Source organism: Campylobacterota bacterium, assembly GCA_040752835.1.
GTDB lineage: Bacteria > Campylobacterota > Campylobacteria > Campylobacterales > Sulfurimonadaceae > Sulfuricurvum.
In genome coordinates this window covers 58,304-81,226 of sequence record JBFMGG010000007.1, presented here as the reverse complement: position 1 = coordinate 81,226, position 22,923 = coordinate 58,304, and the positions used below count along the sequence as shown (strand labels likewise).

At 54.7% G+C, this 22,923-nt stretch carries 22 protein-coding genes and 1 tRNA gene; 11 read left to right on the top strand and 12 right to left on the bottom strand.

What is annotated here, in order from left to right:
* The first annotated feature begins 65 nt into the window (after positions 1-65).
* On the top strand, positions 66-2,684 hold the full coding sequence (locus AB1763_06375; protein ID MEW5832444.1) for a valine--tRNA ligase: 2,619 nt from the start codon (positions 66-68) through the stop codon (positions 2,682-2,684).
* 2 nt (positions 2,685-2,686) lie between these two features.
* Positions 2,687-3,088, top strand: a complete 402-nt coding sequence (locus AB1763_06370) for a hypothetical protein (protein ID MEW5832443.1) — start codon at positions 2,687-2,689, stop codon at positions 3,086-3,088.
* Between the two features lies 1 nt (position 3,089).
* Here the strand turns inward: AB1763_06370 and AB1763_06365 are convergent, their stop codons facing one another.
* Positions 3,090-3,656 (bottom strand): YceI family protein, encoded by a 567-nt coding sequence (locus tag AB1763_06365; GenBank protein ID MEW5832442.1) that lies wholly within the window; start codon positions 3,654-3,656, stop codon positions 3,090-3,092.
* Between the two features lie 169 nt (positions 3,657-3,825).
* Here AB1763_06365 and pyrF point away from each other — a divergent pair, with 169 nt between their 5' ends.
* The 3 genes from pyrF to AB1763_06350 all read left to right on the top strand — a co-directional run bounded on the left by pyrF (position 3,826) and on the right by AB1763_06350 (position 4,865).
* The gene (gene pyrF, locus AB1763_06360; GenBank protein MEW5832441.1) at positions 3,826-4,509 is read left to right on the top strand and encodes an orotidine-5'-phosphate decarboxylase; all 684 of its coding nucleotides are present in this window, start codon (positions 3,826-3,828) and stop codon (positions 4,507-4,509) included.
* Between the two features lie 50 nt (positions 4,510-4,559).
* Positions 4,560-4,706 (top strand): hypothetical protein, encoded by a 147-nt coding sequence (locus AB1763_06355; GenBank protein MEW5832440.1) that lies wholly within the window; start codon positions 4,560-4,562, stop codon positions 4,704-4,706.
* A gap of 69 nt (positions 4,707-4,775) precedes the next feature.
* Positions 4,776-4,865, top strand: a tRNA-Ser gene (locus tag AB1763_06350).
* A gap of 83 nt (positions 4,866-4,948) precedes the next feature.
* Here the strand turns inward: AB1763_06350 and AB1763_06345 are convergent.
* On the bottom strand, positions 4,949-6,160 hold the full coding sequence (locus AB1763_06345; GenBank protein ID MEW5832439.1) for an EAL domain-containing protein: 1,212 nt from the start codon (positions 6,158-6,160) through the stop codon (positions 4,949-4,951).
* A gap of 146 nt (positions 6,161-6,306) precedes the next feature.
* On the bottom strand, positions 6,307-6,951 hold the full coding sequence (locus AB1763_06340; protein MEW5832438.1) for a hypothetical protein: 645 nt from the start codon (positions 6,949-6,951) through the stop codon (positions 6,307-6,309).
* A gap of 149 nt (positions 6,952-7,100) precedes the next feature.
* Between AB1763_06340 and galU the strand changes: the two genes are divergently transcribed.
* Positions 7,101-7,922, top strand: coding sequence for a UTP--glucose-1-phosphate uridylyltransferase GalU (gene galU, locus AB1763_06335; GenBank protein ID MEW5832437.1), 822 nt, complete (start codon positions 7,101-7,103; stop codon positions 7,920-7,922).
* 6 nt (positions 7,923-7,928) lie between these two features.
* Here the strand turns inward: galU and AB1763_06330 are convergent, their stop codons facing one another.
* The 6 genes from AB1763_06330 to pyrH are packed head-to-tail and all read right to left on the bottom strand — an operon-like array spanning position 7,929 to position 14,933.
* Positions 7,929-9,506, bottom strand: a complete 1,578-nt coding sequence (locus AB1763_06330; GenBank protein ID MEW5832436.1) for an N-acetylmuramoyl-L-alanine amidase — start codon at positions 9,504-9,506, stop codon at positions 7,929-7,931.
* 6 nt (positions 9,507-9,512) lie between these two features.
* Positions 9,513-10,604 carry a nitronate monooxygenase gene (locus tag AB1763_06325; GenBank protein ID MEW5832435.1) on the bottom strand — a complete coding sequence of 364 codons (1,092 nt, stop codon included), beginning with the start codon at positions 10,602-10,604 and terminating at the stop codon, positions 9,513-9,515.
* The gene (gene tyrS, locus AB1763_06320) at positions 10,601-11,803 is read right to left on the bottom strand and encodes a tyrosine--tRNA ligase (protein ID MEW5832434.1); all 1,203 of its coding nucleotides are present in this window, start codon (positions 11,801-11,803) and stop codon (positions 10,601-10,603) included. The genes AB1763_06325 and tyrS overlap by 4 nt, the downstream gene beginning before the upstream one ends.
* 3 nt (positions 11,804-11,806) lie before the next feature.
* Positions 11,807-13,963 (bottom strand): RelA/SpoT family protein, encoded by a 2,157-nt coding sequence (locus AB1763_06315; GenBank protein MEW5832433.1) that lies wholly within the window; start codon positions 13,961-13,963, stop codon positions 11,807-11,809.
* 21 nt (positions 13,964-13,984) lie between these two features.
* Positions 13,985-14,200: a DNA-directed RNA polymerase subunit omega gene (locus AB1763_06310; GenBank protein ID MEW5832432.1), complete on the bottom strand. Its 216-nt coding sequence runs from the start codon at positions 14,198-14,200 to the stop codon at positions 13,985-13,987.
* 22 nt (positions 14,201-14,222) lie between these two features.
* On the bottom strand, positions 14,223-14,933 hold the full coding sequence (pyrH, locus tag AB1763_06305) for a UMP kinase (GenBank protein ID MEW5832431.1): 711 nt from the start codon (positions 14,931-14,933) through the stop codon (positions 14,223-14,225).
* A 96-nt stretch (positions 14,934-15,029) separates the two neighbouring features.
* Here pyrH and AB1763_06300 point away from each other — a divergent pair, with 96 nt between their 5' ends.
* Positions 15,030-16,358 carry a hypothetical protein gene (locus AB1763_06300; GenBank protein MEW5832430.1) on the top strand — a complete coding sequence of 443 codons (1,329 nt, stop codon included), beginning with the start codon at positions 15,030-15,032 and terminating at the stop codon, positions 16,356-16,358.
* 2 nt (positions 16,359-16,360) lie between these two features.
* Complete coding sequence (locus tag AB1763_06295; protein ID MEW5832429.1) at positions 16,361-17,458, top strand: trypsin-like peptidase domain-containing protein; 1,098 nt, start codon at positions 16,361-16,363, stop codon at positions 17,456-17,458.
* A gap of 1 nt (position 17,459) precedes the next feature.
* On the opposite strand, the gene AB1763_06290 is transcribed toward AB1763_06295, so the two are convergent.
* Positions 17,460-18,071: a DUF502 domain-containing protein gene (locus AB1763_06290; protein MEW5832428.1), complete on the bottom strand. Its 612-nt coding sequence runs from the start codon at positions 18,069-18,071 to the stop codon at positions 17,460-17,462.
* A gap of 85 nt (positions 18,072-18,156) precedes the next feature.
* Here AB1763_06290 and AB1763_06285 point away from each other — a divergent pair, with 85 nt between their 5' ends.
* Genes AB1763_06285 through AB1763_06275 form a run of 3 tightly spaced genes read left to right on the top strand, consistent with a single transcriptional unit; the run spans position 18,157 to position 21,886 of the window.
* Positions 18,157-20,109: a M3 family metallopeptidase gene (locus tag AB1763_06285; GenBank protein MEW5832427.1), complete on the top strand. Its 1,953-nt coding sequence runs from the start codon at positions 18,157-18,159 to the stop codon at positions 20,107-20,109.
* Positions 20,109-21,116 (top strand): endonuclease/exonuclease/phosphatase family protein, encoded by a 1,008-nt coding sequence (locus AB1763_06280; protein ID MEW5832426.1) that lies wholly within the window; start codon positions 20,109-20,111, stop codon positions 21,114-21,116. The genes AB1763_06285 and AB1763_06280 overlap by 1 nt, the downstream gene beginning before the upstream one ends.
* Before the next feature lie 23 nt (positions 21,117-21,139).
* Complete coding sequence (locus AB1763_06275; protein MEW5832425.1) at positions 21,140-21,886, top strand: CHAD domain-containing protein; 747 nt, start codon at positions 21,140-21,142, stop codon at positions 21,884-21,886.
* Here AB1763_06275 and ung read toward each other — a convergent pair.
* On the bottom strand, positions 21,861-22,535 hold the full coding sequence (ung, locus tag AB1763_06270) for a uracil-DNA glycosylase (protein MEW5832424.1): 675 nt from the start codon (positions 22,533-22,535) through the stop codon (positions 21,861-21,863). The genes AB1763_06275 and ung overlap by 26 nt on opposite strands.
* Entirely contained in the window at positions 22,535-22,921 is a 387-nt protein-coding gene (locus AB1763_06265) for a helix-turn-helix transcriptional regulator (GenBank protein ID MEW5832423.1), read from the bottom strand. Before AB1763_06265 ends, ung begins: the two co-directional genes overlap by 1 nt.
* Positions 22,922-22,923 lie beyond the last annotated feature (2 nt).

Sequence of the window (22,923 nt, the reverse complement as noted above, 5' to 3'; positions counted from 1 at the left end):
GTTGAATTTTCCAATTCAGAGGCGTTGCGCTATAATTCGCGAATATTTTCCATGAAGGCTTATTTATGTCCGCTACCCATTATGATCCTAAAAATATTGAATCGACGTATTACCCCATTTGGGAGCAGCGGGGGTATTTTGAGGTTGACGGCAACCGTGCGATCCAAAAACCCAACAAACATTTTGCAATCATGCTCCCTCCCCCAAACGTCACGGGATCACTCCATATCGGGCATGCGCTAAACCACACCCTCATCGACATCATCACCCGCTACAAGCGGATGGACGGCTACGCGGCCCTCTGGCAACCGGGGACCGACCACGCCGGGATCGCGACCCAAAACGTCGTCGAAAAACAGCTTCTCGCCGAAGGTAAAACCAAAGAAGAACTCGGGCGCGACGCGTTCTTGGAACGGGTCTGGAAATGGAAAGAACACAGCGGCGGAACCATCGTCGGCCAGATGCGCAAACTGGGCGTCTCCCCCGCATGGAGCCGCGAACGCTTCACGATGGACGAGGGGCTCAAGCAATCGGTCAAAGAGGCGTTCGTCCACCTCTACAACCAAAACCTGATCGTACGCGGCAACTACATGGTCAACTGGTGTACCCACGACGGGGCACTCAGCGACATCGAAGTTGAACACGAAGAACACCAGGGGAATTTTTACCATATCCGCTATCCCTTCTCTGATGGCAGCGGCCACATCACGGTCGCGACGACGCGTCCTGAAACCTATTTCGGCGATACCGCGGTCATGGTGCATCCCGATGACGAACGCTACCTCCACCTGATCGGAAAAAGCATCACCCTCCCCCTCATCAACCGCGAAATCAAAATCATCGCCGACAGCCACGTCGACCGCGAATTCGGAACCGGCGTCGTCAAAGTGACCCCCGCACACGATACGAACGACTACGAAGTGGGCAAACGGCACGATCTCGAGTTCATCACCGTCTTCGATGAAAAAGGGATCCTCAACGACCATGCCGGCGAGTTCAAAGGGCTCGAGCGGCTCGAAGCGCGCTCGGCGATCGTCAAACGTCTCGAAGAAGAGGGTTTCATCGAAAAAATCGAAGAACACACCCACCAGGTAGGCCACTGCTACCGCTGTAAAAACATCGTCGAACCCTACATCTCCAAGCAATGGTTCGTCCGCAAAGAGGTCGCCAAAGGCTCGATCGACAAGACCAACGCCGGGTTGGCGCAGTTTTTCCCGCCCCACTGGATCAACAGTTACAACGCATGGATGAACGACCTGCGCGACTGGTGTATCTCACGCCAGCTGTGGTGGGGGCACCGTATCCCGGTATTCTACTGCGACGACTGCGCTCATGAATGGGCCAGCCTCGACGACGAACCTGCATCGTGCCCCCACTGTTCGGGGAAAAATTTCACGCAGGATCCCGACGTCCTCGATACGTGGTTCAGTTCGGCTCTGTGGCCGTTTTCGACGCTGGGATGGGGGAACGGCGACACCGCTTCCGATCGCCTCTTCCAGAGCGACGACATGGCCCGTTTTTATCCTAACACCCTCCTCATCACCGGGTTCGACATCCTCTTTTTCTGGGTCGCGCGGATGATGATGATGGGGGAAAACTTCACCGGCGAGCTGCCGTTCAAGCATATTTATCTCCACGCCCTCGTGCGCGACGAACACGGGCAGAAAATGTCGAAATCCAAGGGCAACGTCATCGATCCGCTCGACATGGTCGAGAAATACAGCGCCGACGCCCTGCGCTTTACCCTCGCCGTTTTGGCCGTTCAGGGACGCGACATCCGCCTGAGCACCGACAAACTCGAGCAAAGCCGCAACTTCACGAACAAGCTCTTCAACGCGGCCCGTTTCTTGCAAATGAACGTTTCGACGTTTGCCGACCTGAGCGATCAGGAGATCACGACACCGCTGGGGCGCTACATGCTCAGCCGCTTCCGCCGCGCGACGTCGGAAACAAGAGCGTTCATGGACGAATACCGTTTCAATGACGCCGCTACCGTCCTCTACCGCTTTATGTGGAACGAATTCTGCGACTGGGGGATCGAACTCTCCAAGGCGAGCAAAGAGAGCATCGCGGAGCTGGGAAGCATCTACAAAGAGTCGATGAAACTTCTCCACCCGTTCATGCCGTTCATCACCGAATACCTCTTCCACGAACTCTCCGGCACGACGCTCGAGGAGGGTGAATCGATCATGGTGATGGAATACCCCGACAACACCGTCGTAGACGAAACGATCGAAAACGAGTTCGCCGCAATCATGGATGCTATCGTCACGATCCGCCGCGCCAAAGCCCTGATCGATCTCGGGAACCAGAAAATCGATCTGGCCTACGTCAAATGCAGCGGCGACGAGGCGATGATGAAGCCCTTTATCACACGCCTCGCCAAAGTCGAAGAGGTCCGTTTTACCGATACGAAAATCGATCAGGCCGTGAGCGACCTGGGCGAAAGCGTCGAGGTTTACCTCCCGACCGACGCCATCGACCTCTCGCCCATCGTCGACCGACTGAGCAAACAGCGCGAAAAACTCCAGAAAGAGGCCGACAAACTCTCCGCCATGCTCTCCAACGAACGCTTCGTCGCCAATGCCCCCGAAGCGGTCATCGCAACTAACCGCGAAGGGCTTGCCGACGCGCAGGACAAAATTTCCAAAATCGATGCGCAGCTCGCTTCTCTGGGCCGTTGATCGTGCAGTTCCGGGAACTCTCCAGCGACGAATTCGCCGAAGGGTACGCACTGTTGTGCACGCTGCGCCCTGACCTCGACGTCGAGGACTTCGACAATTTCATGGCCGCACATTACCCCGCCGAATACCGACCCCTCGGAGCATATCAGCGCGGCGAACTGTGCATCTACGCGGGAGTTTCCATCCGTGAAAATTTCGAGCTCGGACGCCATCTCATCGTCGACGATTTCGCCGCCCACGAAGGATACGAGCGCTTTAGCCGCGAGATGATCGATTTTTTGGGCGACTACGCGAAGATGTACCAATGCAAGACAATTCTTTTTTCGGGGAAACAAAGGGGAATCAGTCTGGACGACCTGCAGGGATTCCGCCCCAAGCGGGACGGCTTTATCAAAACGTTGTAGGTTACTCTTCGATCCCTTCGACCTCCACGATCAGCTTCACTTCGTCTCCTACGACGACGCCGCCCGCTTCGATCGCCTTGTTCCAGTTAAGCCCGAAATCTTTTCGGTTGATCTGGCCGGTGAGAACGAAGCCCGAGCGCTGGTTCCCCCACGGATCGGTCACCACACCTCCCATGTCGATATCCAGTGTCACTTTTTTGGTGACGCCGCGGATGGTAAGATTACCCGTCATTTTCTCTTTGGTCGCACCGGTCATCACGAACGAAATATCGCCGAACTTCGCCACATCGAAAAAATCGGCACTGCGGAGGTGATCGTCGCGTTTTGCGATCCCCGTATCGATCGAAGCGGCCTTGATGTGCCCGCTCAGCGATTTGAAATGTCCTTTGTCCAGTTCGTACGTTCCGCTGAAGTTGCCGAATTTCCCGGTCACCGTACTGATCATCATGTGCTTGACCTTGAAGCCGACGTTGGAATGGGAGACATCCACTTTGTATACCGCCGCTGAGAGAGCGGACGAGCCGATCATCAAACCTGCCAAAACCGTTACGAAGAGACTTTTGTTCATTTCAATATCCTTTTTGGGTTGATATCCGATTATTGTAGGGTGTTTTTCTCAATGAATTATTAACGCAATGCTAACGGACGATACATTTAAGACTTTCATCAGTAACCCTTTCTAAACCCTTTTACAACTACCCTAGGCTATACTTTCGCATTTCAACCAAAGGTTATGTATGCAGCTGTGCGTCGCCCTCGATCTCTCCAGCATGGAAGAAAACCTCGCCCTCGTCGAAAAGATCAAAGCCTATCCCATATGGCTCAAGGTGGGGCTGCGTTCCTACATCCGCGACGGAAAGCCCTTCATCGACGCGATCAAAGCGATCAACCCCGAGTTTAAAATCTTCCTCGACCTCAAACTCTACGATATCCCCAACACGATGGCCGATGCCGCCGAATCGATCATGTCGCTGGGCGTCGATATGTTCAATGTCCACGCCTCCGCGGGGCGCAAAGCGATGCGTGAGGTGATGAAACGGCTCGAGCCCTACGAAAAACGTCCTCTCGTTCTTGCCGTCACCGCACTCACCTCCTTCGACGAAAACGAGTTCGGACACGTCTACGGAGAAGGGATCGCGGCAAAAGCCGACCGGTTTGCCCGTGACGCCCATGAATCGGGGCTTGACGGTGTCGTGTGCAGCGCCTATGAGAGCGCCTCGATCAAGTCGCTCACTGCCGAGAACTTCGTCACCCTCACCCCGGGTATCCGCCCTTTCGGCGAAGATGCCGGAGACCAGGAACGGGTGGCGACGATCGACGTCGCGCACAACGAAAAAGTCGATTTCATCGTCGTCGGGCGCCCCATCTACAAAGCCCCAAACCCCGCCGAAGTCGTCGAAAGGATTCTCGAGCGCCTCTAAACTGGAATGCTCCTTGCTTGAATTTCGCAAATTTACTGCGAGGAGTCCGCATGAAGTTTATGGATAAAATCGAACTGGTTGTCAAACTCAAAGAGAAAATCGCCGAAGCCAAAGCGACCAACGAAGCGCTTGCCGCACAACTCCAGACCCTCCTGGATCAGATCCTCACCAATCCGAAAAATTCCCCCGCGATTTAACGGTTTGCAAGCACCGCTTTAAGGTGCTTGTTATCTACACATCCGTATAATTACGCCCTCTCAACTAATGGACAGATGGGTGAGTGGCTGAAACCACACCCCTGCTAAGGGTGCGTCCTGGAAACGGGACCGAGGGTTCAAATCCCTCTCTGTCCGCCACCTTCATTAAAACTTCCCGATTAAAGAAACTTCAAAGATACGAAAATCTGATTGTAACCGCACAAAGCTCGCACGGTTTGTATTTACACCCTTGCTTTATCGACGTGTATGCCGCTGTATTCGAGTGCGTAGATGAGCTCGACGGGGTCGATGCGGTCGAAGTTGTCGAAAACGATTTTGCGCAGGTAATCGCGCTCCTCTTTTTCGGCTTTCAGAAGGCTGTGGGCGAATTTCCCTTTTTTCTCGACGACGAGGCGCGTGATTTCGCTGTCCATTTTGACGTGGTTCATCAACTCTTTGATGTTGGTGTCAAAAACGGCGCCCAGCAACGAGAACATCCCCGCCAGATACGCTTTTTCCTTGTCGCGGTGATGGGCATCGTCTTCCATCCGTTCGGCACGGTTGAGGGCAAACTGCAAAATGGTCTGCGAGGCGGGATTGGTCGAAATCTCGGCGTACAGATACACGAGCAGCCAGCGCAGGAGCTTATCGCGGCCCAGCAGGGTAATAACCTGCGTGATCGATTCGACGGGGGTACTGAACGACTCCTGATTGTTGAGGAATTTGATCAGTTTGTACGAGAGGTCGGCACGCTGTTTGATGAACATCTCGATCTGGTTCGTTTCGGCATCGTCTTTGATGAGACGGATCAGCTGCAAGATGATGAGATGGGTCACCTCTTTGTAGCCGTCAACCTCGATCACCTCGGGCTTGTGCAGATGGTAGCCCTGAAAATAATCAAACCGGATCTGGCGGCATTTGTCGTGTTCTTCTTTGGTCTCGATCTTTTCGGCGAGGAACTGGATTCCGCTGCTGCGGAGTTTGGCCATCACCGTTTCGATGTTGGGAGTTTCGGCGGCGATGACGTCGATTTTGATGATATGGACGTATTTCATGAGAGGGGCGAATTTTTTGATCATCCCGACGCTGCAGTCGAAATCGTCGATCGCGATGGTATACCCTTTGCGATGGTAGGCTTTGATCCGTTCGATCAGTTTGTCGTTGAGTTCAATGGTCTCGAGCAGCTCGAGTACGAACCGTTTTTTATCCAGAACGTCCACGACGCCCGAGCTCAGCATCTGCTCGTCGACGTTGACGAACGCAATGCCGTTTTTCCCCAGCAGCTGGTCGATATTGAGATTGGTAAGGGTATTGATGATGATCTGCGACGTCGCTTTCATGTTGCCGGGAAATTCCGCAATCCCGTGGGCGGAATCCCGGAACAGCAGTTCGTAGGCGAATACGTTCCCTTCCGCATTGAAAATCTTTTGTTTGGCCAGATACAATTTACCCAAAAACGATTCCTTTTTCGTCTGCCCGACGCTTGATCGGTATGCTCTTTAATCTATATCGGCATTCTGCCTGAAAAAGGTTGAATTCTTTAACGGATTTCATCGCGTACCGTATTTTTTTTAACTCTCGGATGGGAGGAGGAGAATACTCAGCGATCATTCCCCTTGCCGTTGCCGTGTCCTTTACCGCCCCGTTCATGGGGAGGTTTGCCGCCCTTGCGTTCGTCGTATCCTCTCCCTTCGTATCGAGCGCCCCCTTTTTTGCCGCGGTAGTGTTCGTCGATATGCAGGTACCGTTCCCCGCCCCGACGACGATCGATGACATCGTCCACGCTCACGCCGTGGTATCGTGACAGGAAACGTACATTGGCTAGCTCGACGATTTCATCATCCCGCAGACGATGTTTTTTCCCTGCTTTGTGATACCCGTAGGCTTTTCCGTAGGGAGGCCCGCTATGGCGGTGCGTATCGACCACGTAGAGAGTGTGCGGGTCCAGCCCCAGTCGGAGGGTGATGTCCCACCAGCTGAGTCCCCGCAGCCGAAGATCGGCGATAAACTGCGCATTGCGGTGCGCGCGGTGCGAGAGGAGATAGACGACACTCATCTCCTCTCGGGGGATCGAGCGTTCGATCATGATGATTTCACGGTGCGGGACACGGTAATATTCCCCGATCGAGAGAGACAGTCCCGTAATCCCCTCATCCGAACCCGAAATGCCGATATCGAAATCGGCGGCTACCGCTCCGTTGTAGAGACTTCCTGCTATCAATGCCGCAACGGCAAAACGTTTCATCGTATCCTCCTTATGGATAAAAAAACATTATACACCGTTTTTTGTTGCCGGACGGTAAACGGTGCAAGCGTTCCCTAACCGGGTCTCCGTGGCGCAAGAGAGATGCAGTGTGATACAATAGCGTCCACAGTTTACGACGCGGAGCGAGTATGATCAAAAAATGCCTTTTTCCCGCGGCAGGATACGGGACCCGTTTTTTGCCGGCCACCAAAGCGATGCCCAAAGAGATGCTTCCGGTGCTTACGAAACCCCTTATCCAATACGGAGTCGAAGAAGCGGTCGAAGCGGGGATGCATACGATGGCAATCGTCACGGGACGGGGAAAACGGGCGTTGGAAGATCATTTCGACGTCAGTTACGAACTCGAGCATCAGATCGCGGGAACCGACAAGGAACACTACCTTACCGAAATCCGCGCGCTGATCGAGCGGTGCACGTTCTCCTATACCCGCCAGAACGAAATGAAAGGGCTGGGGCATGCGATTCTGACCGGCGAGACGCTAATCGGGAACGAACCGTTCGCGGTCGTTTTGGCCGATGACCTGTGCGACGGTAACGGCGAGGGGGGCGTCCTCGCGCAGATGGCCAAACTCTATGCGCGTCATCGGTGTTCGATCGTCGCGATCGAAGAGATCGATCCGAGTCAGACCAACCGCTATGGGATCATCGAGGGAGAAGAGATCGAAGAGGGGGTCTACCGGATTACGAATATGGTCGAGAAACCCGATCCCGCCGTCGCTCCGAGCAATCTGGCGATTATCGGGCGTTACATCCTCACTCCCGATATTTTCGGCATCATCGAAACGACCCCTCCGGGCAAGGGGGGGGAGATACAGATCACCGACGCGCTGATGACCCAGGCGCAGCAAGGTACCGTACTGGCCTATAAATTCAAAGGGAAACGGTTTGACTGCGGAAGCGTCGAGGGGTTCGTCGAAGCGACGAACTATTTCTACGAAAAAACCAAATAAAGTATCTTACCCGTTATTGGCGAAATAGCGGGCGACCCCTTCGACAAGCCCTTCCACCATCCATTTTTGATATTTGTCATCGGCGATGCGGACCGATTCGTCCGGATGGCTGATGTAACCCACCTCGAGCAGCACCGCCGGCATCTGCGCGCCGACAAGGACCCAAAAAGGCCCTTCACGCACGCCGTTGTCCCGCACGTTGGGAAACTGCTTGCGCAGGTTAGTGAGCATCCCTTTTTGCAGGTCGATTGCAAGTTTGTTCGAGGCGATGATCTTTTCGGTGTTCAAAAAGCTCAGAAAACTGAGTTTGCCGTACTGTCCCATCTCGTTCATATCCTCGGAGTTCTCCAGCGCCGCGACCCGCATCGCCCTCTCGCTCCGTCCGGGAGAGAGGAAATAGGTTTCGATCCCCTGCGCCAGCAGCGGATCGGAGGTTTTGGGAATGGCGTTGGCGTGGACCGAGATGAACAGGTCGGCCTCTTTGTCGTTGGCGAATTTCGTACGGTCTTTTAGCTCGATAAAGGTGTCGTTGCTGCGCGTCATGTAAACGGTATACCCCATCGAACGCAATTTATCGGCGAACTGCATCGAAATATCCAGAACGATGTTTTTTTCCATAAAACCGTTTCCGACGGCGCCGCTGTCCTTGCCGCCGTGTCCCGGATCGATCACGATGATCTTCTTGCTCCGGTCCTTGGGAGTTACGCTCACCAGGGGGGGAAGCGTCGCCATCAACGGCGGCTCGACGACGGGAGGCTGTGTTACCGGGGCCGTCGCGAGCGGAGGGGTGATTTTGGGCGCTTCGAGGTTCAGGTCGATGTAAACCGATTTGCCCTGAGCGGAAGGTTTGATTCCGATGGCCTTGGTGTGTTCGATGACGAGGCGCAGCGTCTTGGCATCGAACTGGGCGATCTTGATCCGGTTGATCTCTTTGTGTTCGAGGGTCTGCGTTTTGGAGAGCGTAGCCGAATCGATGTCGATGATGTAACGGAAGCGCTGCTTGTCGGCTTCGATGATTTTCGACATCCGGATCTGGCTTTGCTGTACCGGGCTGTCGAAAAGGAGTTCGAGCCCTTTGTCTTTCCAGCGCGCGTCTTCGAGGCGGTGACGCATCACGACCGAAACGCTCTCGGGACGTACCGGAGGTTCGACTTTCAGCTTGACCGGTTCGGGAGTGGTAAATTTGCCGGCAATGGCCGCGGGCTTGATCGTTTTGTCGTAAATGACGGAAGGGATACCGGTCTCCGCCGATTTGTCCGAAAGCTTTTGGACCGGTTCGACCGTTTTGACCGCCGCAGGCCGGACGGGAGCGGGGAGTTTGGAGAGGTCTGCTTCGTATTTGGAGACGTCGATCCCGAGCTTGTGCCCGCCACGGACGATCCCCTCGAGCGCTTCACGCGCGGTGGCCGTATTTTTATCGAGCATGGCACGTAGATAGATCGTTTTGTATTCGTTGTATCCACGGAACTGTTCGACTTCATCGCCGCTATCGAGGGCTTTTCTGGCCGACTCGAGGCGATTGTCCGCCGCAGCGGCATACGAAGCCAAAACAAAAAACGCCAGTAAGAAAAGACGGGCCAGCACGTAAGATTATTCCCCGTGCGTGAGTTTGTCCATCAGCTCTTTGACGGAGATAATCTCATCGATTCGGTAACCGTTTGTTCCCGAAAAATAGAGCCCAAGCTCCAAATCGCCGAAATAGGCGTCGCTCAGGCGGTCGGCGATACAAAAACCGACCTCTTTGGCTTCGACTCCGCGGTTGCAGGGGGCGACGCAGTTGGAAATACATTTGATCGAAGGCCCGGTGCGGGTATCGATCAGATCACGCAGATTCGTCCGCACGCCCCGTGCGGGATACCCTACCGGCGATTTCATGAGGGTGATATCCTCTTCTTTGGCGTTCAGGAGCACTTTTTTGAAATTCTCGTGGGCGTCACATTCGTGCGTGCCGATAAAGCGGGTCCCCATCTGGACCCCCGAAGCGCCCAGCGCCATCATCGCGTCGATGTCGTTTTTGTCCCAGATCCCTCCGGCCGCGATCACGGGAATGTTCCCCCATGCCGCCGCTTCTTCGACGACGGGAGCGACAAGGTTTTCGAGCTGGTATTCATCCATAAAACACTGCTCGTACGTAAACCCCTGGTGTCCGCCGCTTTTTGGCCCTTCGAGAACAACGGCGTCCGGGAGGCGGTTGTAGCGTTTTTCCCACCGTTTGCAAATGATCGAGAGCGCCTTTGGGGAAGAGACGATGGGAACCAGTGCCACGTCGGGGAAGTCGGCGGTGAATTCGGGCATGTTGGTCGGCAGCCCCGCACCGGTGATGATGATGTCAATCCCCGCTTCGCACGCGTCGCGGACAACGCGGCCGTAGTCGTTGATCGCGTAGAGGATATTCGCCGCCAGCGGAGCGTCGCCGCAGATTTTACGGGCGTTTTCGACGATGGCCGCCAGCCCTTTTTTGGAATAGAAATTTTCCGCATCCAGCGGCCGCCCGGCAACGAGTTTGTCGGCATAGGCCTTGTCACCGTAATATCCGGTTCCTACGGCGCTGATAACCCCAAGCCCCCCTTCGGCGGAGACGGTTCCGGCCAGACGGTCCCAGCTGATACCGACGCCCATGCCGCCCTGTACAATGGGTTTTGGGATCGTATATTTCCCGATTGTAAGTGGCGGAAGACTCATTTGATAACCTTTAATCGCGCAAATTTACGTTTACCGACCTGAAGAACGTATTCGCCCTCTTCCAGCTGGTATTGCTCATCGCTTAGTTTGTTTTGATCGATTTTAACAGAGCCTTGCTTAATCTCCCGCCGTGCCTGCGAAGTAGATGGGCTTAAGCCGCAGTCGACCAGCGCCTTGGCGATCCAAAGCGGTCCGGAGACGGTAAACTCTTCCATATCGCTGGGGATTTCGCTCTGGGCGTGAACCCGTTCAAATTCGGCGTGCGCCGCTTCGGCCGCGTCGCTCGAATGGAAGCGGGCCGTAATTTCGATCGCAAGGGCCTCTTTGACCTTTTTGGGATGCAGCGTCCCTTCCTCCACCCCTTTTTTGAGGGTGTCGATCTCGTCAAGCGTTTTGGAGCTGAGCAGCTCGTAATAACGCCACATCAGTGTATCGCTGATACTGAGTACCTTGCCGTACATGTCACCCGGCGCATCGGCGACCGCAATGTAATTGCCGAGGCTTTTAGACATTTTCTGGACGCCGTCAAGCCCCTCGAGGATCGGCATCATCAATACCGCCTGCTCTTTGCCCGTTTCGTAGACGCGCTGCAGGTGCCGCCCCATCAGGAGGTTGAATTTCTGATCCGTCCCGCCGATCTCGATATCGCTGCGCAGGTGGACGCTGTCGTATCCCTGCAGCAGCGGGTAGAGGAATTCGCTGATCGAAATGGAGATCCCCGCTTTGTGACGTTTGTCGAAATCGTCGCGTTCGAGCATCCGTGCGACGTTGTAGGTGGTAGTGAGTTCGAGCATCCCTGCCGCGCCGAGAGCGTTAAGCCAGTCGGCGTTGAAAACGACGGTCGTTTTTTCCGGATCAAGGATCTTGAAAACCTGGTTTTTGTACGTCTGGGCGTTTTCCTGTACCTGCGCGGGGAGGAGTTTTTTGCGGGTTTCACTTTTGCCGGTCGGGTCCCCGATCTGGGCGGTGAAATCTCCGATCAGAAACTGTACGCGCGCGCCGTATTTCTGAAAAATTGCCAGCTTTTGCAGCAATACCGTGTGTCCCAGGTGCAAATCGGGGGCGGTCGGGTCGAACCCCGCTTTCACGGTGTACGTTTCCCCTTTTTCAAAGTAGTTTTTCACAAGGGCGACGATACGTTCGTCGTCGATGATTTCGGCGGTGCCGCGTCTGATTTCTCGTAATGCTTCGTTGATCATGTTTTATCCTTGGCTTCGGTACGCGTCGTCGGTCCGAAAAAATTGTATGATTTTCCCTTTTTTCTCGAGTTTTGAACGAAGACGGTTGATGTCGGCTTCGAGGGTTTGAAACTCCATTTCGCAGTACTGGGTGTGTTCGGTCCGCTCTTTTCCAAGCTCGATGGAGTTGATGTCGGCACCCATTTTCGCCATGTAAGTAAGCAGGTCGGCGAGCGACCCCTGGGCGCTTTGCATACTGATGATAAGATGGTAGCGGAAATAGTGCTGCTGTTTCCACCGTACGAACACCATCGGTTCGTGCTTTTCCATCATCGATGCGGCGTGTTTGCACATTTTGTGATGAACGTGGGCTTTGCCGTCTTGGAGAAACGCGACAATTTCATCCCCCGTTTTGGGATGACAGCAGTAGTCGAATACGACGTCTCCCACGCTCCGGCTCGCATACACTTCGAGCGAGGGGAATTCATAGAGTTTGGGTTTCACGCGGCTGCGGCTCCAGAAACTGATACGGCTCGTTCCCCGCATCTCGCCAGAGAAACGGTTGACCGTCTCTTTGAGAAGGTCGAGTTCCCTGGGGATACGGTGACGCTGATCGTCGAGATGGGTCTGCTCGAACAGCGCTTCGGCCCTTTCCCGCGAAATACCCAGAATGGTGGTGATAATATTGATGCCGCTCTGGGCATCGATCATCCGGATCCGCTGGTTGCAGTTAGCCCGCATGCTGGCCTTGGCACGCGACGTCTTAACCGCATCCAGCCAGCTGCAACGGAGGATCTTTTTCGGCGCAGTGGTAATCTTGACGATATCGCCGTTGTGCAATTCGGTCAGAAGGCTCGCTTTTTCCTTGTTGATGTAGCACCCTTCCGCCGTATCCCCCACTTCGGTGTGAACCGCGTAGGCGAAATCAAGAGCAACCGCTCCGCGCGGAAGGGTAAACGATTTCCCTTTGGGCGAAAAGACGCTGATGTCGTCGCTGAAAAGGTCGTTTTTGATCAGCTCGTAAAACGCTTCGACCGATTCGTTCTGGTACTGGAGATTGTGGAGCCATTCAAGGCTGATGGGGTTGTTGCCCCCGTTTTTGTATTTCCAGTGGGCCGCGACTCCAAGCTCCGCCGTTTTGTGCATCTCGTAGGTGCGGATCTGCACCTCGAAAATAGCGCTGTCGTGGAAAACTGTCGTGTGCAGCGTTTGGTAGCCGTTTTCCTTGGGGATCGAAATGTAATCCTTGAAGCGCGAGCTAAGCGGCTGAAAGTTCAAATGGACCAGCCCGAAAACGCGATAGCAGTCGATCGGTTTTTTTACCAGGATCCGAACGGCCAAAAGGTCGAGAATCTCATCGATGCTGATCCCCTTACGCTGCATTTTGAGGTAAATGGAGTAGTCGTGCTTAACCCGGCTGAGGATTTGAAAATCCTCTTCATTGAAGCCGTTTTCGAGCATCATCTTGGTCAGTTTTTCGCAAAAAATACTCAGACGGGAGTTGATCGAGCGGTAGTTTTCTTCGAGATAAAGGTCAATCGCCTCTTTCTCTTCTTTAAAAAGGTACTGAAAACTGAGATCTTCGAGCTGGTTTTTAAGAAACGAGATCCCCAGGCGGTTTGCGATAGGGGCGTAAACGACCAGCGTCTCTTCGGCGATACGGTGCTGTTTGGCGGGGCTGAGGGCCCCAAGGGTAAGCATGTTGTGAAGGCGGTCACACAGTTTGACGACGAGGACACGGACGTCTTCGATGGAGGCGATCAGCATTTTCCGAAACGACAGCGCGGAGACAACCAGTTTTTCGTCCGAATTCGAAGGGATCAGCTGGGCGTCGCGGATCGTATCGATTTTGGTAAGCCCTTCAACCAGGTTGGCGACGTCTTCACCGTAATCGCGCTCGACGTCTTCGCTTGTAATGTGGGTGTCTTCGACGACGTCGTGCAGGAGCGCGGCGATCACCATCGCTTCGTCCCCCGTGATCGCCGCGACGATCGAGGCGACGAGGACGGGATGGACAATATAGGGTTCCCCGCTTTTGCGGACCTGATTCCGGTGGGCTTCGCGGGCGTACTCGAGGGCGGCAGATATGCGTTTGGTGGGAGGGATGAGCGAATAGAGGTGCTCTACGGCAGCCTCTACATCATTGATCCGGGTAATGGTCTCGATATCGATGGTGTTCAATGATGGGGCTTTGACGTAAAATCAGTTACGGTCGATAAAACCTTTGACGCTGATCAGCCCTTCGGCGATCTCCATCAAAGCGATGTCGGCAGGTTTGCTTTTTTTCGCATCGACGTTGAGTTTCGATACGGCGCCGTTTTGAAGTTCTTCGGAACGTTTGGCGACGGCCAGGGCCAGCTGATAACGGTCGATGTTCGCTGTTTCCAGCGCTTTCGCGGTAAGTTGTTCAAGTCTCATTTTGTTTTCCTTTTTTGAGATTTTATTTGACGATCGAACAGCGATCGAAATTTCCCTGGATGATCTCCAGCAGGTTCCCCGGGGTGAACATGTCGCATACGATGATCGGGAGACGGTTCTCTTTGGCCAGCGCGATCGAGGTATCGTCCATCACTTTGATGTGATCCTGAAGCGCTTCGTCATACCCCAGCGTCGGGAGCTTGACCGCATCATCGTATTTTTTCGGGTCTTTGTTGTAAACGCCGTCGACTTTCGTCGCCTTGATGATCACTTCGGCGCCGATCTCGATCGCGCGGAGCGTCGCGGCGGTATCGGTTGTAAAGAACGGGTTCCCCGTCCCCGCGGCGAAGATGACTACGCGGCCGCGTTCGAGGTGGCGGGTCGCGCGACGGACGATAAACGCCTCGGCGATCTGTTCCATTTTGATGGCGCTCTGAACCCGTACGTGCATCCCTTCATGCTCGCAGGCTTCCTGCATCGCGATGGCGTTGATGACGGTCCCCAGCATCCCCATGTAATCTCCGGAGGTGCGGCGGATAATCCCGTCGGCGGCGGCGGTAACACCCCGGATGATGTTCCCCGCACCGATGACGATTCCTACTTCGATCCCCGCATCGACGAGGGTTTTGATCTCCGTAGCGATGAATTTGAGGATTTTCGTATCGATTCCATGGCCGTTTTCACCTGCCAAAGCCTCACCCGAGAACTTTACCAAAACACGCTTGTAACCCATACCGTCTCCTCTTTGAATTGCGCGTATTATACTTTATCGTCGCTTTAAGGTTGCTTTGATTACACTAGGGAGATTACACATAAGGAAAAACAGGGGATGAGATTGTTCGATGCCCTCCGTTCATGGTTGACCCCCCGAGCAAAAGCCGATGCGCCGCGTTACGGGCGGGGGATACACGCACTGCCCAATCCGGACGAACGGGAACTTTTCGACGAGGCGTCCGAAGCCTTCGTCCAGGGTGACAAACTTCGGGGGTACGAATGTTTCCTCTCGTCGCTGCTGCATGAACAGAGCGATCACCCCCTCTCTCACCTCAGCCTCGAAAAACACGACGATCGCATCGTTTTTCTCCTCTACCAGGGGAGTGCCCTCATCCGGGGAACCGTCACCCCCGAATCGTTCGAGGCGTATGCCGATATCGCCGTGTGCGAGGGTCTTGACGTCGCAGTCAAACGCCGTTTCCTGGAACGGAATTTCCAGCTCACCTACGGCCGTTTCAGCCGCGAGGAGGGGGTGGTACGCCTGCGCATCCGGCTCGACAACGCGACCGTCACCCCGCAAAAAATCTTTTACCCCCTGCGTGAAATCGCCCTGAACGCCGATTTCGAAAAAGAGTTCATCGCCGCGGAATTCGACGAAACGATCCTGCTCGAATACGATCACGTCTCCCCTCTGCCGCGGGAACGTTCGCAACGTCACTACGCCCTGATGCGCGAATGGATCGCCCGAACGCGCCAAAGCCTGGTCGGGCTTCTGTCCAACGACAACAGCGGTATGGTATCGTTCAGCTACCTCGCCTTGCTGCTGCAGATCGATTATCTCCTGATGCCGCGCAAAAAACTGGCCAAAGAGATCAATGAAAAAATCAACGGCTATTTCCTCGACGACGAAAAGCTCACCGAAGACAAAAATGCCGAGCTCGAAACCTATCTGGGGGAGCTGGACGCGATTTCTCCCGAAACGTTCGCGACACAGTTTTACACCGCCCCGTACACTTTTTCGCCGTACGAACACGCCCTCCACGACGAAATCGCCTCCTTTATCGACGAATCGCTCGCGAAAGTGCGGTGGTACAAAAACAACCGTTCCCATTACGTCATCAGCGTCATCTACCGCTACATCGCCCTCTACATCCTCTACAATTACGGACTGCACCCCTCCCTGCGCAGCCTGATGCATCTGCACGTCGAGATTTATGCGGGCGACTTTTTCGCGGCCGAAGGGGAACCTCCCCTCTACGATCCCCTCACTAAAAGCTTCGATACCCACCGTATCGGGCAGCGGATCGCGTCGGCGATCGAACCCTATACCGAGCGCTACAAAGGGTTGCGAAACTTTGCGGACGATCTAAACTACACCGATCTGGACCATTTCAGCCAGAGTTTTTATCTCCAAATCAAAAATCTCGATTTCACGGAGGTGTGAAGATGAATCTCGCTACCCAGAAGATGGTGGAGAGAACCATCGAGAGCATCGTTCAGGTGACCACCCCCTACGGAAGCGGAAGCGGCTTCGTATGCGACGGACTGATCGTCACCAATTCACACGTCGTCGGGGGGCTCAAGGAGGTGCTCATCAGCACCGAAACGCTTCCCAAAACAATCGGAACCGTCGTTTATGACGATCCCGCGTACGATCTGGCATTTGTCCGTTCCCCCCTTCCCCTGGTCTGCGAGCACCCTCTGAGCCTCAGCCTCGAACAGGTCCATGACGGCGACAGCGTCATCGCGATCGGCCATCCCTACGGCCTGAATTATTCCACCACCGAGGGGATCGTCTCCAAAGCCGCACGGCTGCAGGGTGAAGTCGAATACATCCAGTTCGACGCCGCGATCAATCCGGGCAACAGCGGAGGGCCGCTGTTGAACGAAAATACCGAAGTGATCGGCGTCAACACTTTCATCATCCAGAATTCGAACAATCTGGGGTTCGCGCTCCCCGCTTACCTGTTGCACGAAGCACTGGTCCAGTTCAAAACGGAAGCTCAAGAGAACGTCATCCGCTGCGTATCGTGCAAAAACCTGATCCGCGAAGAGACGATACGCAACGACTACTGCCCCAAATGCGGTACCAAGCTCGAAGTGGCCAAGCGACGCCGAGAGGGGTACAAGCCGACCGGCGTCGTGGCGCTCGTGGAGACGATCCTCCAAAACCTGGGGGTCAACGTCACCCTCTCCCGGCGCAGCCAGCGAAGCTGGCGGAGCGAAACCGGAACGACCCGGATCGACATCAACTATTACGACAACGGGATCGTCATCGCCGACTCCCCCCTTTGCCGTATCCCGCAGGAAAACATCGACGCACTCTACGATTTTTTGCTGGAGGAGAACGGTCTTTTACAACGGCTGCAGTTCTCGATCAACGAGAACACGGTTTTCCTCTCCTACATCGTCGTCGATTCTTCGCTCACCCTGCACCATGGGACCGAAGCGCTCGAAAAGCTTTATCGCGAAGCGCCCCGCTACCAGAAACTTCTCATCGAACGCTTCAAAGCCCTCGAACCCAAATACGACGAATTCGAATAACTCAGCGGACGTTGAGTTTTTCGGCGATCTCCTCTTTTTTGGGGAAATCGGCCCCCATGCTGATAATGAACGACGACGCTTCCTGAAGGGTCAGGGTCGTTTTGATCGTCAGCTTCTCGTCCACAATCACCGTGTAACCGCTTGTAGGATTGGGCGACGTGGGGATGAACAGAACGCAGATGTTCCCCTGGCGGTTGAGCAGGTAGGCCGGTACCCAGACTGCTTCTTTGGGATATTCGACGAGCACCACTTCCTTTTTTCCCCCGTCTTCGCCGCCGGAGAGCATGGTTGCCAGTTTTTTGGAGACCGAGTAGACCGATCGGATCGCCGGGATTCTCTCGAACAGGCTGTCGATGATGGAGACGAACATCGAACGGCCGTATTTTTCGATCGAATACCCCAGCACCGCGAACAAAACGATCACGATGACGATCAGCGCGACGGTCACGCCGAACGAATGGGTGTACTGGTGAAGCGAAGAAAACGCGCTTATTCCCAGATCCTTGATGAAATTGACGACGATGAGCACCAGGATCAGCGGGAACATCGAAAGCCCGCCGACAAAGATGTAGCGGAGCAGCTGCTGGATTTTGGTTCGAAGGGTCGCGCGCATGGTTGGGCCTTGATAACAAATTGTCAAATTATAGAATATTTTTTGAAACGCTGCACTACAATAACGTCCTATATTAGGAGAGAATATGACCCCCTTTAACGATTTCAAGCTGAACCTGGATACCTTTATCGACGATCTCAACGCGCTGATCGCGCAAAACCGCCACACCGTCGAAGAGCTGCTGGATGTTCCCGTAAAGACGTACGCCAACTTCGTGCGCCCCTTCGATTTTATGGAAGAAGAACTCGAGCTGCTCTTTACCCCCCTCTCCCACATCAATGCCGTCAAAAACTCCGAAGCGACCCAAAAAATTTACGCCGAAGCGCTGCCGATTCTGACGGAATATTCGACCTATGTGGGGCAAAACCTGGGCCTCTACGAAGCGTTTAAACAGATCAAGGCCGCCGAATACGACGTTCTCGACCCCGAACAACAGCGCCTGCTCGATCTGAACATCCTCCATTTCGAACTTGCCGGCGCCCACCTTGACGAGACGGCCAAAGCCCGTCTCGCCGAAATCAATCTCCGCAAAAGCACCCTGACGAACGACTTTTCGCAAAACCTCCTTGACGCGACCAACGCCTATGAGAAAATCATCACCGACGAAGCCGACGTGGAGGGGATCCCCGAAAGTGACCTCGAAAACGCCCGCTTCGAAGAAGAGGGGGTCGTCAAATACCGTTTTACGCTCCAGATGCCCTCTTACATCGCCTACATGACCTACGGCCCCAACCGCGCGGTGCGAGAAGAGCTCTACCGGGCCTATACGACGCGCGCGCCGCAAAACGGGACGATCATCGACGAGCTTCTCTCATTGCGCCAGGAGAGCGCGGCGCTGCTCGGATTCGACAATTACGCCCAGTATTCCCTGGCTTCCAAAATGGCCCCCGATACGGATGCCGTTTTCAAATTCCTCCACGAACTGATCGACGCGTCTCGCCCACAGGCGGAGCAGGAGATTGCCGAACTCCGCGAGATCGCCGGGGGGATCGAGCTGCAAAGCTACGACACCGCCTTTTACGGCGAAATTCTCAAAAAAGCGCGCTACGACATCGACGAGGAGGAGTATCGCCCCTATTTCGAACAACGCTCGGTCATGGAAGGGATGTTCGCCTTTTTGCACGACCTCTTCGGCATCCGTTTCGTCAAGATCGATATCCCTCTGTGGGACGAGAAGGCCAGCGCCTACGACATCTATGAAAACGACCGCCTGTTCGCGCGGGTCTACTTCGATCTCGAAGCCCGGAAACACAAACGCGGCGGTGCCTGGATGCACAATTTTGAAAGCCATTGCGAAGACCCGCAGGGCAATACCCGTCTCTCGAGCGCTTTCGTCGTCTGCAACTTCCCCCCCTCAGGCGACACCTCCCCTTCGCTGCTGCGCCATGACGACGTCGTCACCCTTTTCCACGAAATGGGCCATACCCTCCACCACCTCCTCAGCCGCGTCCGCGAGCGCGGGGTGAGCGGAGTGAGCGGCGTCGAATGGGATGCGGTCGAGTTTCCCTCGCAGTTTCTGGAAAATTTCGCCTACGAGCCCAAAGTGCTCAAACTTTTCGCCCGGCACCATGAAAGCGGGGAGGTTCTCGACGATGAAATGATCGCCAAGCTGATCCGCGCCAAAAACTTCCAAAGCGCTCTTTTCATGCTCCGCCAGCTCGAATTTGCCCTTTTTGATTTCGAACTCCATTCGCGCCTCTATCAGGGGGACGAGATTCAGAGCCTTCTTGACCGGGTTCGAGAGCGGACGTCGCTGATCCGCCCGCCTTCCTACAACAAATTCCAAAACGGGTTTTCCCATATTTTCAGCGGCGGTTACAGTGCCGGATACTACAGCTACAAATGGGCTGAAGTTCTCAGTGCCGACGCCTATTACGCGATCGTGGACGAAGGGATTTTCGGTTCCGAACTCGCCCGGCGGTACAAAGAGGTGATACTCGCCAAAGGGGGAAGCCGAAGCATGCAGGAGCTCTTTGTCGAAATGATGGGGCGCGAATGCGAGACGAAACATCTGTTGCGCCTCAGCGGGATCGAATGATGAAGCTGCTGGTTCTGTTGCTCTTTTTTTACGCTCTGCTGGGAGGTACCGAAGTGAAGATCGCATCCTATAACGTCGAAAACCTGTTCGACATGAACGATGACGGAAACGAGTACGAGCAATACATTCCCAACACCTCGTGGGGGTGGAACGAGGAGATGTACCGCATCAAACTTCACAATACCGCTCAGGTAATCCGTGACATCGGCGCCGACGTCATCGGACTGCAGGAGATCGAATCCGAAACCGCCCTCAAAGCACTCAAAACCGAACTGAAGCGTCAGGGACTCTATTATCCTTACCACGCGTTTGCACGGGCTAAAAATACCACCGTCGCTACCGCGTTGCTGAGCCGTTACCCCATCAAAAGCGCCCTCAGCCATTCGGTCAGTTCCCACCGCGCCTATCGGGACATCCTCGAGGTCAAACTCGACATTGAAGGCAAAAGCCTGCGGGTATTCGTCAACCACTGGAAATCCAAAAGCGGTCCGGAGAGCATGCGGATCCTGAGTGCCAAAGCACTCAAAAAACGCCTCGCCGCCCTGGAGAAAAACGAACCCTTCGTACTGCTGGGCGATTTCAACTCCGACTATGAGGAGTACCGTACTTTCCTCCGCAGCCGAAAACACAACGATACGGGGGGGATTACGGGGATCAACCACATTCTCGGAACGGTTGACGCCGACAACAATCCGATCACCTACCATTCGCTCAAAACGTGCAGGGAGTGTCTCTACAACCTCTGGTATGAAGTGGACGGTTCGGAGCGCTGGAGCCATGAATTCCGCGGCAACAGCGAAGCGCTCGACAATATGATCATCTCTCCCGCGCTGGCGGACGGGAAGGGGATCGAATACGTTCGCGGCAGTTTCAAACGTTTTGAGAAACCCTATCTTTTTTACAAAGGCAAACCCTACCGCTGGCAACAGTCCCGAAAAAAACCCCGCCACCATATGGGTGAGGGATATTCCGATCACCTTCCGATCGCGGCGGTCTTTAAACTGTAATCCAAATCGGTTATAATGGTCGGATGCGACTGAATGTACTGACCCGCTATCTGACGTATCAGCTCTATCACGCCAGCACACTCCTGGGTGTGCTGATGCAAAGCCGCCAAAGCGGAGACGTCCACGATTTCAGAATTGCGATACGCCGTGTCCGTTCGGTCACGGCCCTCTTCCTCAGCAAAAGCGTCCCCTTCCCCCCCGAACTCAAAGCGGCCGTCAAATCGACGAATGCGATCCGTGAACTCGACGTCCTGATCGAATCCCTCAAACCCAAACGTTACCCAAAAACCTGCCGGACGCTCTCCCTGCTGCGGAGCAGATACGCCGACGCGACGTTGAGCCCCGAATTCAAAGCGCAGACGCTTAATGCGATACGAAATCACTATGACACCCTGTGCGACGCCGACCCCGACATCTCCTCCGCGCACCTGATCGATACCGTCGAGCGCTATTACGCTTCGGCACTCTCCGATTACGCGTCGATCGGGCCGAAGACTTCCCAAAAAGAGCTCCACCGTTTGCGGGTGCGCTTCAAAAACGCCCGTTACGGCCTCGAATTTCTCGCCGCCGCGGAACTCCGAGAAGAGCACCGGAAAATTGCCGAATGCAAAAAGATACAAAACCGGCTGGGGAGAGTTCAGGATGCCTACAATCAGGTCGAATGGCTGAAAAAAGTGTACAAACGTTCTCCTTCCTCCGAAACCGCCGAATTGCTGCGGGAGCGGAAAAAGGAGCTCAAAGCGCTTAAAGACGCCAGTCGATCGGGGTGATGCCGTTTCGGATCAGGTACTCGTTTGTGCGGCTAAAGGGCTTGGAACCGAAAAAACCCCTGTAAGCCGAGAGCGGAGAAGGGTGAGGCGCGCGCAGGATACAGTGTTTGTTCCCATCCATCAGAGCCGCTTTTTTCCCCGCCGGTGCACCCCAGAGGATAAACACGATGTGCTCGCGTCTTTGGCTGAGGGTTTGTATCACACGGTCGGTAAAACGTTCCCACCCCCGCTCTTTATGCGAAAACGCTTCCCCCGCGCGGACGGTGAGGAGAGTATTGAGCAGCAACACCCCCTCTTGCGCCCAGTGGGTCAGATCCCCGCTCTGGGGATACCCGCAGCCGATATCGTCCACCAGCTCTTTGAAAATGTTTTGCAGTGACGGCGGCAGGGCCACACCGTGACGGACGGAAAACGACAAGCCGTGAGCCTGTCCCGGCCCGTGATACGGGTCTTGTCCCAAGATGACCGCTTTGACCCGCTCAAATGGGGTGGAATTAAACGCGTTGAATATCTCGCTCCCGCGCGGATAGATCGTATGAAACGTTTTTTCCTCGAGCAGAAAAGTTTTCAGCTCGCCCATATAGCTGTGGGCGAATTCCTCTTTGAGTGCCTCTTTCCAGCTCTCGTGGATTTGGGGATCGAGTGCCATTATTTGAGAATGTCGTCTTCGAAAATGACCATCTCGTAAATGCTCCGTTTGGCCACGAGCGATTTTTCAGGAGGGACCGTGGTGCTGTTGCGAAGGCGGGAAAGCTCCATGCGCATCTCGGCCATCTCCTGCTCCATCGCTTCCATTTTGTCTTTCAGCCGCATCACTACGTCGACCCCGGCGAGGTTGACGCCCAGTTCGCGGGTCAGGCGCAGGATCGTTTTGATCTTTTCGATGTCACGCTGCGAATACAGCCGGATCCGTCCGTCCGAGCGCGAGGGGGAAATGAGATTTTCCCGCTCGTACTGCCGCAGCGTCTGCGGATGAATATCGAGGATTTTGGCAACGATGCTGATCATGTATACGGGTTCGTCGTAGTGGTGCATCT